At 64.7% G+C, this 9,653-nt stretch carries 10 protein-coding genes; 3 read left to right on the top strand and 7 right to left on the bottom strand.

Annotation, left to right across the window (positions count from 1 at the left end):
• On the bottom strand, nucleotides 1-329 hold a 329-nt coding region (locus tag EN781_RS15855), incomplete at its 3' end, for a helix-turn-helix transcriptional regulator (RefSeq protein ID WP_145965518.1).
• A gap of 153 nt (nucleotides 330-482) precedes the next feature.
• Between EN781_RS15855 and EN781_RS15860 the strand changes: the two genes are divergently transcribed.
• A complete protein-coding gene (locus EN781_RS15860) occupies nucleotides 483-2,312 on the top strand; it encodes an ATP-binding protein (protein WP_126059045.1) in 1,830 nt (609 codons plus the stop codon).
• A gap of 181 nt (nucleotides 2,313-2,493) precedes the next feature.
• Here the strand turns inward: EN781_RS15860 and EN781_RS15865 are convergent, their stop codons facing one another.
• The gene (locus EN781_RS15865; protein ID WP_126053965.1) at nucleotides 2,494-3,285 is read right to left on the bottom strand and encodes a GGDEF domain-containing protein; all 792 of its coding nucleotides are present in this window, start codon (nucleotides 3,283-3,285) and stop codon (nucleotides 2,494-2,496) included.
• Nucleotides 3,286-3,412: 127 nt separating this feature from the next.
• Nucleotides 3,413-4,354, bottom strand: a complete 942-nt coding sequence (miaA, locus tag EN781_RS15870; RefSeq protein ID WP_126059044.1) for a tRNA (adenosine(37)-N6)-dimethylallyltransferase MiaA — start codon at nucleotides 4,352-4,354, stop codon at nucleotides 3,413-3,415.
• On the opposite strand from miaA, the gene serB reads away from it, so the two are divergent.
• Together serB and EN781_RS15880 are read left to right on the top strand one after the other, a co-directional pair.
• Nucleotides 4,344-5,231, top strand: coding sequence for a phosphoserine phosphatase SerB (serB, locus tag EN781_RS15875; protein WP_126053964.1), 888 nt, complete (start codon nucleotides 4,344-4,346; stop codon nucleotides 5,229-5,231). The two genes, miaA and serB, sit on opposite strands and share 11 nt — an antisense overlap.
• On the top strand, nucleotides 5,228-5,818 hold the full coding sequence (locus EN781_RS15880) for a GNAT family N-acetyltransferase (RefSeq protein WP_126053963.1): 591 nt from the start codon (nucleotides 5,228-5,230) through the stop codon (nucleotides 5,816-5,818). The genes serB and EN781_RS15880 overlap by 4 nt, the downstream gene beginning before the upstream one ends.
• 28 nt (nucleotides 5,819-5,846) lie before the next feature.
• Here EN781_RS15880 and EN781_RS15885 read toward each other — a convergent pair whose 3' ends face one another.
• The 4 genes from EN781_RS15885 to hflK form a co-directional block, all read right to left on the bottom strand.
• Complete coding sequence (locus EN781_RS15885; protein WP_126053962.1) at nucleotides 5,847-7,361, bottom strand: DegQ family serine endoprotease; 1,515 nt, start codon at nucleotides 7,359-7,361, stop codon at nucleotides 5,847-5,849.
• A gap of 143 nt (nucleotides 7,362-7,504) precedes the next feature.
• Nucleotides 7,505-7,690 (bottom strand): DUF2065 domain-containing protein, encoded by a 186-nt coding sequence (locus tag EN781_RS15890; protein WP_126053961.1) that lies wholly within the window; start codon nucleotides 7,688-7,690, stop codon nucleotides 7,505-7,507.
• A gap of 6 nt (nucleotides 7,691-7,696) precedes the next feature.
• The gene (locus EN781_RS15895; RefSeq protein ID WP_126053960.1) at nucleotides 7,697-8,638 is read right to left on the bottom strand and encodes a protease modulator HflC; all 942 of its coding nucleotides are present in this window, start codon (nucleotides 8,636-8,638) and stop codon (nucleotides 7,697-7,699) included.
• A partial coding sequence (hflK, locus tag EN781_RS15900) for an FtsH protease activity modulator HflK (RefSeq protein ID WP_189347606.1) occupies nucleotides 8,638-9,653 on the bottom strand: 1,016 nt, incomplete at its 5' end. The genes hflK and EN781_RS15895, both read right to left, overlap by 1 nt.

A 9,653-nucleotide genomic window follows, 5' to 3' on the forward strand; every position in this document is an offset into this window, starting at 1 on the left:
CAGGGCATGTCCGACGCGGGCGAGAGGTGCCGCCTGAGATAGCCGGTGGCCGGATCGCGCCACACCGGCTGCTCGCCTTCGCGCAGCAGGCCGCCGCCCTTGAGTTCCGCCCTGGCAATGAGCGTCGACAGCGTCATGCCGAAGGCCGCGGCGATGCGCACCAGCAGCGCCGCGGTCGGGCTGGTCTTGCCCTGCTCTATGGTGCTGAGCATTGCCTTCGACACATCGGAGCGCTCCGCCAGCTGCGCCAGCGACCAGCTCCGCAAGGTCCGTTCCGAATGTATCCTGTAGCCAAGGCTGGATGAAATGTCGTTCGCTATATAATTCATTCGTTCAATATATCGAATGACGACATGGAATGAAAGAGCGCGCTTGATCGAATCTTAGCGGTCGGCTTAACGCCGCCTACACCATCCGACCTCACCCCGGCTTAACCTCATCTGTGTAGGCTGAACGTCGAGGGAATGGGGATCATGCCATCTATGTTTGTCGAACGCGAAGTCTCCGTTGGAGAAGCGACCTCGCAGGAGCGCCGCAACAGGGAACAGAACGACAAGCGCATTCTCGGCAATGTCGTGCAATGCGACGGCGCGCGCGCCACCATCAGCGCCTATGCCGACGATGTCGAAGGCACGGTCACCGGTCTATGGACCGTCGGCAAGATGATCTCGATCAACCTCGGCTCGACGCGAACCGTCGGCCTCGTCTATGAAATCGGCAAGTCGGACCGCGCCTGGAGCAATGAGGGCCAGAACCCGATCGAGGTCAGCATCGAGTTGATCGGCGAAGTGCGTGACGGCGCCGAGCCGGGCGCTAAGCCGGTCTTCGATCGCGGCATCACCACCTACCCACATATCGGCGCCATTGCGCATCGCATCCGCAGCCGCGACTTGCAGGCCGTCTACGACCTCGCCGGCCGGCATTCGATCACCATTGGCACGCTGTCACAGGACGAGGCGATCGACGCCAACATCGCCATCGACGATGTCCTGGCGCGCCACTTTGCCATCGTCGGCACCACCGGCGTCGGCAAATCCACCGCCGTGTCGCTGCTTTTGCGCAAATCGATCGAGGCCCGGCCGGATCTGCGCATCCTCATCCTCGACCCGCACAACGAGTTCGCCGCCTCGTTGCCCGAATATTGCGTCAGGGTCGATTCCAAGACGCTGGACCTGCCTTTCTGGATGTTCAGGCTGGAAGAGTTCGCCGAGGTGCTGTTTCGCGGGCGCGAGACGGAGCCCGAGGAAGTCGATGTGCTGCGCGATCTCATCCCCGCCGCCAAGAACCTCTATCGCAACCCGGGTTCCGGCACCTATCTGAGGCGCGGCAGCGACGCGCTGACGGCCGATACGCCGGTGCCCTACCGCATCGCCGATCTCATCAAGCAGATCGACGAGCGCATGGGCATGCTCGAAAGCAAGAACGACCGCCCGACGTTGAAATCTCTAAAGACGCGCATCGAATCGGCGGCGTCCGATCCCCGCTACCGATTCATGTTCAACTCGCGCCTGATCGAGGACACGATCCACGAGACGATCGGCAACATCTTCCGCGTGCCGAACCATGGCCGTCCGGTAACCTGCTTCGAGATGGCCGGCATGCCCTCCGAAGTGGTCAATTCCGTCTGCTCGGTGCTGGCGCGCCTGGCTTTCGACCTGGCTCTGTGGAGCGAGGGCCGGCTGCGGCTGCTGCTGCTGTGCGAGGAAGCCCATCGCTACATGCCGGCCGATCCGCGCCTCGGCTTCGCGCCGACCCGGCACGCGCTGTCGCGCATCGCCAAGGAGGGCCGCAAATACGGCTGCTATCTCGGCGTCGTCACCCAGCGTCCGGGCGAGCTCGACCCGACCATCCTGTCGCAGTGCTCGACCTTCTTCGCCATGCGGCTGGCCAACGAGCAGGACCAGGCGATCATCCGTTCGGCGATCGCCGATTCCTCGGCCTCGACGCTGGCCTTCCTGTCCTCTATGGGCCAGCGTGAAGCCATCGCCTTCGGCGAGGGCGTGGCGACGACCATGCGATTGAAGTTCGAGAAACTGGCGCAGGAGCTCATTCCCGGCACGGGCACGCGCGAAAAGGCGGTACCGTCCGAAACCGGCGAAGACGTCGATCTCGCCGCGATCGTCGAGCGGCTGCGCAACGTGCCGAAGCCGCAGCAGCAGATGGCCTTCGCCGAGGTCGTCGATACGGCCCGCCAGGCTGGCGACCCGGACTACCGCAAGCCTGCCGCCCCGCGCATGCAGCCGGACGAGGACTTCGACACGCGCTACGGCCTCAAGCCCGCAACCTTCGGCATGCGCCCGCAGAACGATTGATGTCTGGGAAAATTCCAAAGCACCGAGCGGGCCTGGGTAAATTCCGTCAGAAAATTCGTCAGGCTGAGTCGGATGGTGTCGTTTTCGAGAACCGGAGCGGAGCGGACATTTAGTCCGTGAGCACCGGAAGCGCAGAAAAACGGCATCAGCCGGCCAGCATCACGAATTTGATGATGGGATTTTAGGCGCAGACGCGGTTGCGTCCCTGCCGCTTCGCCTCATAGAGCTGGCGGTCGGCGCGGCGATAGAAGTCCTCGGCCGTTTCCTTGCGATCCCAGACGGCAAGACCGACGCTGGTGGTGATCTTCAGGCGCACATTGCCCGACAGCACCGACATGTTGGCGATCGCTTTGCGGATACGTTCGGCGAATTTGGCCAGCAGTTCGGCGTCCATGTTCGGTGTCACCACGGCGAACTCCTCGCCGCCGAGCCGCGCCACCACGTCGTGGTAGCGTGTCATGCCCTTCAGGCAGCCGGCGACTGCCCTCAGTACCTCGTCGCCGACATCGTGGCCATGCGTGTCGTTGACCTGCTTGAAATGGTCGAGATCGAGGATCATCAGCCCGACCGGCTTTTCGATGCGGCGAAACTCCTCGAGATACTCCTTCAGTGCGTCGTCGAAATAGCGCCGGTTCTGCATGCCGGTCAGCCCGTCGGTCAGCGCCGCGTGCTCCAGCGTTTCCGAACGCGCGCTGAGCGAGACCGTCATGGCGCGCAACTTACCTTCTTCCGTCGCCTGCCTGCGGATCAGGGGGTAGATGAAGAACACGCCGAAGAACAGCGCGGTTGCGAGCAGCACGCCGGTCGCGAACAGCAGTCTATTGAGATACTTGATCTTTTCGATGCGGGAAGCCGCGTCCATGTCAGTGGCGATGGCTTGCAGGAAACCATAGGCGTGCAGCGTCACCAGGCCGGCTGCCAGGATCACGAAAATAAAGACGAAAAAAGCGGATTCCGCCTTATGGAAACGCATCTGCTGCCCGTGGAAACATCCCAAGGACCTTATGCCATGCAGGGCCTTACGGACGGTTAACCCGGACAACCTGAGCGAGAATATCAGGTTTTTGATTTAGTTTTGTGATTGCATTAGTGGCCGGAGATCAAATCGCAGGCATCGCGTCGCCGGCAGAATGGAGGCGCCGCCACTCCGGGCCCAGTTGATGGCGGAACCAGGTGGCCTGGCGCTTGGCATATTGCCGCGTCGCGATCTTGGCGCGCTCGATCGCTTCGGCGAAGCCCATCTGTCCTGCCATCGCCGCCTGCAATTCGCGGACGCCGATCGCCTTCATCGCCGGCAGGTCCGGATCGAGGCCGAGCGCCATAAGCTGCTTGACCTCTTCCAGCGCGCCCTTGTCGAGCATGCTGTCGAACCGCGCCTCGATCCGGCCGACCAGCTCCGCGCGGTCCGGCTCGATCACCAGGAAGCGCGCGCTGTCGCGGTCGATCAGCGGCTGGCCGCGCGCCGCCTGCCATTCGGCTATGGAACGGCCCGAGGCGTCGAGCACCTCCAGCGCCCGCACGATCCGCTGGCCGTCGGTCGGCCTGAGCTGCATGCCGACCGCCGAATCCTCGCGCATAAGGATGCGGTGCAGCCGGTCGGCGCCTTGCTCCTTGAGCTCGTGCCGCCAGCGGTCGCGGATCGCCGGCGGAATGTCGGGCATGTCCGAAATCCCTTCGGCCAGCGCACGAAAATAGAGCCCGGTGCCGCCGACGAAAATCACCGGCCGTCCGGCGAGCAGGCCGTCGTCGATCAGCTTCGTGACGTTGCGCAGCCAGGCGCCGGTGGAGTAGGCGACCGACGGATGGACATGGCCGTAGAGAAAATGCGGCGCGCGGGCGAGATCGGCGGCACCCGGCCGCGCCGTCAGCACGTCGAGCACGGAATAGCCTTGCATCGAATCGGTGTTGACGATGACGCCGCCCTCGCGCTCGGCGAGTTCCAGCGCAAGCGCCGACTTGCCGCTGGCGGTCGGCCCGGCTATCAGGATCGCGTTCTTCACGCGGCCCTCGCCCGCCTGCCCGGAAGTCTCGATGCCGCTGATCGCCACGCTTGTGTCCCATCCCGAAGGCCGCGCTGTCTCGGCCACGCTTGCGAATATGGCCTCACGGTCGGTCGGCGCAAGCGCTGTTCGCTGGCTGGCCGAGGACATTGCCTGCGATCTCGTCCTGCCGGAGAAGGCCGACGCAGGCGAAGCGGCCGCCGCCCTGCGCGCCGCGCTCGCCTCGCACCCGGTCGACGTGATCGTCCAGCCGGCTGAGGGCCGGCGCAAGAAGATCCTCATCGCCGACATGGATTCGACGATGATCGACCAGGAATGCATTGACGAACTGGCCGACGAGATCGGCGTCAAGGACCGTGTCGCGGCGATCACCGCGCGCTCGATGAACGGCGAGATCGCCTTCGAGCCGGCCCTGCGCGAGCGCGTGGCTCTGTTGAACGGCCTCGATACCGCCGTGGTCGACCGTCTGATCGAAAACCGGCTGACGCTGGCATCCGGCGGCCTCGCGCTTGTGCGTACCATGCGGGGCAACGGCGCCTGGACGGCACTTGTGTCAGGCGGCTTCAATGTCTTCACCAGCCGCATCGCGGCGATGCTTGGCTTCCAGGAGAACCGCGCCAACCGCCTGATCGAAGAGCACGGCCGTTTCACCGGGCTGGTCGCCGAGCCAATTCTCGGCCGCGCCGCCAAGGCGGAGGCGTTGCTTGAAATCTCTGCCCGCCTCGGCCTCACACCGGCCGACGCGCTTGCCGTCGGCGACGGCGCCAACGACCTCGACATGATCCGCCTTGCCGGCACCGGCGTTGCCCTGCATGCCAAGCCTTCGGTGGCGGCGGAGGCCAAGGTCCGCATCGACCATGGCGATCTGACGGCGCTGCTCTATCTCCAGGGCTATCGCCAGGAGGAGTTTGCCGGATGAAACCGATGCGCACCGAGCGCCTGATCCTGCGCAACTGGGAGGACCGTGATCGCGAGCTCTTCCATCGCATCAATTTTGACGAGCAGGTGATGGAATTCTTTCCGTTCCGCCGCGACCGCGCCGAGACGGATGCCAAAATGGATGAATTTCGCGGCTGGATCGCCGAGGATGGCTTTGGCTTTGCCGCCGCCGAGATCGCCGCGACGGGCGAATGCATCGGCTTTGTCGGCCTCTTAGAGACCGATCACGTGCCGTCCATGCCTTCCGACACAATCGAGATCGGCTGGCGTCTGGCGCCGGAATTCTGGGGCAAGGGCTATGTCACGGAGGCCTCCGAAGCCTGGCTCGCCTTTGGCTTCGAAACGCTCGACCGCGATGAAATCGTCTCCTTCGCCGTCGCCGCCAACCGCCGCTCGACGGCCGTCATGGAACGCCTCGGCATGAGCCCCGACCCGGCTCGCGATTTCGACCACCCCTCGATCCCCGATAGCCACCCGCATCTCAAGCGGCATGTCCTCTACGCTCTGTCGCGCAAGGACTGGCAGGCAAGAAAAAGGGCGGCTCGTCAGCCGCCCTTTTCATATTGAAATCAGATTGTTGCAGGCCTTACCGGACTCAATCCATCCGGATCGTGACAAACCGCAACTCACCGGTCTTCGACGCCAACATCAACAGCGCGTTCTTGCGCCCCTGCTCCTTCAAAGCGCCGATCCGGTCCATGACATCCTTCGGCGTGGCGACCGATTCCTGGGCGATCTCGGTGATCACCTCGCCGGGCTGGATGCCACGCTCTGCCGCGGCCGAATCCTTGGTGACGTCGGTGATGACGACGCCGGAGACGTCGGCGGCGATGCCGAACTTGGTCCGCGTTTCGTCATTGAGCTCGCCGATAGTCATGCCGAGCACGGCGGCCGTAGACACCGCGGGCGCTTTGTCGCCATTGTCCTCGTCGGTGTTGCCATCTTCGCCGCTCGCCAGCTTCTCGCCGTCCTCGAGCCGGCCGAGCGTCACCTTCACCGTCTGCTCGACGCCCTTGCGCACGATGACCACGTCCACTGCCTTGCCGACCGGGCTTTCCGCGACGACGCGCGGCAGGTCGCGCATCTCGTGGATGTCCTTGCCGTCGAACTTGATGATGACGTCGCCGGCCAGGATCGTGCCGTTGTCGACCGGTCCGCCCTTGATGACGCCGGCCACCAGCGCGCCCTTTGCGGTCGCCATGCCGAGGCTTTCGGCAATGTCGTCGGTGACCGGCTGGATGCGCACGCCGAGCCAGCCGCGCCGCGTTTCGCCGAACTGTCGAAGCTGTTCGACGACGCCCGAGGCAAGCTGCGAGGGAATGGAGAAGCCGATGCCGATCGAGCCGCCCGACGGCGAGATGATCGCCGTGTTGATGCCGATGACCTCGCCCAGGCTGTTGAACAGCGGACCCCCGGAATTGCCGCGGTTGATCGCGGCATCGGTCTGGATGAAGTCGTCATAGGGGCCGGAATTGATGTCGCGGTTGCGTGCCGAGACGATGCCGACCGTCACCGTGCCGCCGAGGCCGAACGGATTGCCGATCGCCATCACCCAGTCGCCGACGCGCATCTTGGTGGAATCGCCGAACTTCACCGCCGTCAGCTTGTGGCCCTTCGGATCGACCTTCAGCACGGCGACGTCGGTCTTGGTGTCGGTGCCGACCAGTGTCGCTTTCAGCGTCACGCCGTCCGAGAAGTTCACCTCGATGTCGTCGGCGTCGGCGATGACGTGGTTGTTGGTCACCACGATGCCTTGCTCGGCATCGATGACGAAGCCGGAGCCCAGCGACTGCACCTTCTGGCCGCCGCCGCCCTTGTCGCCGCCGCGGTTCTTGAAGAAGTCGTCGAAGAAGTCCTGGAACGGCGAGCCCTCGGGCAATTGCGGCATCGGCACCGCGCCGGGTCCCTCTGTGCCCTTTACCGTCTGCGAGGTCGAGATGTTGACGACGGCACCCAGCAGCCCCTGGGCAAGGTCGGCGACCGAAGCCGGTCCGTCGGCGGCGACGGTCGGTGTGACGGTGGACGGGACAACGAGGGTGCCGACGAGCAGCGCCGCTGCGCCGGCGACAAGCGTCCGCCTGGCCACGCGCAGAAGGGTGTTGGATGTCATCGAGGGCCTCCCGGTGTTTCTGAAAGAAAGCGCTTCCGCAAAAACGCCGCGTTGCGTCATGTTGGCAAGAAATACGGCACGTTTGCGGCTGTGGCTATCGGCAGAGGATAAATCGTCCGTTACGCCGGCACCAAGAAATTTCGTCAGCCGCGCACCAGCCAGACGATGCCGACACCGATGGCGATCGCCGCCAGTCCGGCGATGCGCAGCGCCGTCTCCGGCATCGACAGGACTTCGGTGGCGAGTTTCTTGGCGAGGCCAGGAAATCCGCCATAGACCAGGCCCTCGACGACGAGGACCAGGCCTATTGCCGCGAGAAAGTCCTGCACCGGACGCTACTGGCCGGTGCCGGGTTGCGCAGGCGGCGTTGCCGGCGCCGTTGGCTTTGCCGGTGTCTCCGTGCTGTTCGGGTCGCGGAAATAGCGGAAGAACTCGGATTCCGGCGACAGCACCATGGTCGTTCCGGTGTTGTCCAGCGCCGTACCGTAGGCGTTCATCGAGCGGTAGAACTCGAAGAAGGCCGGGTCGCGCTGATAGGCGGAGGCGAAGGTTGCGCTGCGCTGGGCTTCGCCCTCACCGCGCAGGATTTCCGATTCCTTCTGCGCCTCGGCGACGATTTCGACCACCTCGCGGTCGGCGCGGGCCTTGATGCGCTGCGCCGCCTCGTTGCCGCGGGCCCTCAACCGCTCGGCCTCGGCGAGACGCTCGGCCTTCATGCGGTCGAAGGTCTGCTGCGAAACCTCGGCCGTGAGATCGGTCCTGCGAATGCGCACATCCTCGATCTCGAGGCCGAGCGAGGTGGCGTCGGGCCTGAGCTGGTCGCGCACCTCGCGCATCATCACGGCGCGTTCCTCGGAGAGCGCGGCCTCGAAGTCGCGTAGACCGTAGACACGGCGCAGCGCCGCATCGAGACGTGTCCTCAGCCGCTGCTCGGCAAGCTCGATGCTGCCGGACACCGCCGCACGGAACACGCGCGGGTTAGAGATGCGGTAGGCGATGAAGGCATCGACCTCGTAGAACTTGCCGCCCGACACCTGGACACGGATGTTGTCGAGGTCGAAGCGCAGCACGCGGTTTTCGATCAGCTGCACGCTGTCGGCATCGAAGAAGGCGAAAGGCGCTTTGAAATAAATGCCAGGCTCGGTCTTAACGTCGACGATCTCGCCGAACCTCAGCACCAGCGCCTGCTGGCGCGCGTTGACCACGAACACCGAGGAATAGATCAGGAACAGGATGACCGCCGCGACGACGGCGACGATGGGGAGACGGTTGGCCATCACTGGTTTCCTCCCGTCGTGGCGCCAAAGGTGGCCGGCGCCGGCGCTTTCTGCTGCAGTGCCGGCAGCGGCAGGTAGGGAACGACCCCTTGCCCATTGCCCTGCTCGACGATCACCTTGTTCGAGTCCTTCAGCACCCTCTCCATCGTTTCCAGATAAAGCCGCTTGCGCGTCACCTCGGGCGCCTTGGCATATTCGTCATAGACCGAGATGAAGCGCTGCGCCTCACCCTCGGCCTCCTGCACGACGCGGTTCTTGTAGGCTGCCGCGTCCTCGCGGATCTGCGCCGCCGCGCCGCGCGCTTGGCCGAGTTTCTGGTTGGAATACTGGTTGGCCTGCTCGACGAACTTGTCCTCGTCCTGCTCGGCGCGCTGCACCTCGTCGAAGGCGTCGGCCACCTCGCGCGGTGGCGCCGCGTCCTCGATCGAGACCGCGTTGACGTTGAGGCCGGCCTTGTAGCCGTCCAGCGTCGTCTGGATGATCTCGCGCACCGAGGCGGCAATGCCCTGGCGATCGTCACGGAAGATGTCCTGCGCCGGCCGCCGGCCGACGGCCTCACGCATGGCGCTTTCGGCGACCTGCCTCAGCATGCCGTCAGGATCCGACACGTCGAACAGATAGGCTTTCGGGTCGGAGACCTGGTAGGCGACCGAGAATTGCACGTTGACGATGTTCTGATCGCCCGAGAGCATCAGTCCGGAACTGTTGCTGCCGCTCGCGCCGCCGCCGATATCGACCAGCTGCTCGGCAATGTTGGCGGTCTCGACGGTCTCGACCGGCCACCAGTGGAAATGCAGGCCGGGCTGCGACAGCTCGGCCTTCGGCTTGCCGAAGCGCAGTTCGACCGCAACCTCGTCGGGCTGCACGGTGTAGACCGCCTTGAACGCCCACAGCACGACCAGCGCAGCCGCGATCAGCCCGAATACGGCGGGGCTGGCGCCACCGCCGCCCGGCAGGGCGCGGCGCAATCTGTCCTGGCCGCGGCGGATGATGTCTTCCAGATCGGGCGGTGAGC

Source organism: Mesorhizobium sp. M4A.F.Ca.ET.090.04.2.1, assembly GCF_003999085.1.
Lineage (GTDB): Bacteria > Pseudomonadota > Alphaproteobacteria > Rhizobiales > Rhizobiaceae > Mesorhizobium.

Excerpts from the sequence above, each read along its gene's own strand:
- EN781_RS15860 (WP_126059045.1), top strand. The coding sequence starts at position 483 with ATGTTTGTCGAACGCGAAGTCTCCGTTGGAGAAGCGACCTCGCAGGAG.
- EN781_RS15865 (WP_126053965.1), bottom strand. The coding sequence starts at position 3,285 with ATGCGTTTCCATAAGGCGGAATCCGCTTTTTTCGTCTTTATTTTCGTG.
- serB (WP_126053964.1), top strand. The coding sequence starts at position 4,344 with ATGCCGCTGATCGCCACGCTTGTGTCCCATCCCGAAGGCCGCGCTGTC.
- EN781_RS15880 (WP_126053963.1), top strand. The coding sequence starts at position 5,228 with ATGAAACCGATGCGCACCGAGCGCCTGATCCTGCGCAACTGGGAGGAC.
- EN781_RS15885 (WP_126053962.1), bottom strand. The coding sequence starts at position 7,361 with ATGACATCCAACACCCTTCTGCGCGTGGCCAGGCGGACGCTTGTCGCC.
- EN781_RS15895 (WP_126053960.1), bottom strand. The coding sequence starts at position 8,638 with ATGGCCAACCGTCTCCCCATCGTCGCCGTCGTCGCGGCGGTCATCCTG.